Origin of the sequence: Xanthomonas axonopodis (assembly GCF_001304695.1) — a bacterium.
GTDB lineage: Bacteria > Pseudomonadota > Gammaproteobacteria > Xanthomonadales > Xanthomonadaceae > Xanthomonas > Xanthomonas axonopodis.
The window spans coordinates 1-940 of record NZ_JFAQ01000313.1; the positions used below are offsets into that span (position 1 = coordinate 1).

General features: G+C 61.8%; 2 protein-coding genes. One reads left to right on the forward strand and one right to left on the reverse strand.

Annotation, left to right across the window (positions count from 1 at the left end; all coding sequences use genetic code 11):
* Positions 1-505 (forward strand): DUF2726 domain-containing protein (locus tag XAXN_RS19995; protein WP_134984950.1); only part of this gene is annotated, 505 nt, incomplete at its 5' end.
* Positions 506-669: 164 nt separating this feature from the next.
* On the opposite strand, the gene XAXN_RS20000 is transcribed toward XAXN_RS19995, so the two are convergent.
* A partial coding sequence (locus XAXN_RS20000; RefSeq protein WP_134984951.1) for a putative inorganic carbon transporter subunit DabA occupies positions 670-940 on the reverse strand: 271 nt, incomplete at its 5' end.

The window sequence follows — 940 nt, forward strand, 5'->3', positions numbered from 1 at the left end:
GCACGACGATCAGATCGTGCGGGCACCGGTGGTGTCTGCCTTCGATCTGTTGTATCGCGAATACGATCAATCCCTAGCGCGGTTGAATGCCCGCTTGCGGCCCGAGGATTCGCGTTACAAGTCCGAGCAGAACGCGGCGCAGGTGCTACGTCAGGTCCTGTCTACGTCGGGGTGTCATGCCTTGATGGTCCACCACCAGGTCAAGCTGAATCAGGTTGCATCGCCGAATACCCCGGGCTTGACGGACCGCGAGCGGGCCTTCATGGCGCGTGCCAGTTGCGACTTCGTCATCTATTTCCGGGTAGGAAAGATTCCGGTGGGGGTGATCGAAGTCGATGGCGGCTCTCACGACCGGCCCGATCAGGCGGCGCGGGATGCTCTGAAGAACGGCATCCTGGCCAAAAGCGGCATCCTTACCCTGCGCCTGCGCACCGTCGAAAGCCGCATCGAAGAACGGGTTGCCGAGTTCATTGCCCAATGGGCGAGCCCGACGCAAGACGAGTAAGTTGGCGCAGCGAGACGGACGTGGGCACGCCAGAGGGCTTTGACCTGATTCAGCCATTTCACGCATCACCGGTTGCCATCGTCCTCTCGGTCTACATAGACGAAATAACGCCGGAAGTGGCAGTGCGTGTGTACGGGGCTCAGCAGGATGGCCGAAACGCAGCCTCAATGGCTGTGTAAAGAGGCATCGCCAAAGCACCTCTCCCATTGCAGATCGCCGAGATAGCGCTGCGCCATGCGGCCTGCGTCGTCCAGGGCGAACAGATGCAGCCAGCGATTGTCGAACAGCGCGCGGACCTGCGGGTGACGTTCGAGGATGTTGGCGATCGCTTCGGACGGTGCTTCGATCAGCACCGAGAGCCGCAGCGGTTCGTGGGTCAGGCGTTCGCCGTCATGCACCGATTGCCACGGCAAACCGGTGCGCAGGGTTCCGCCG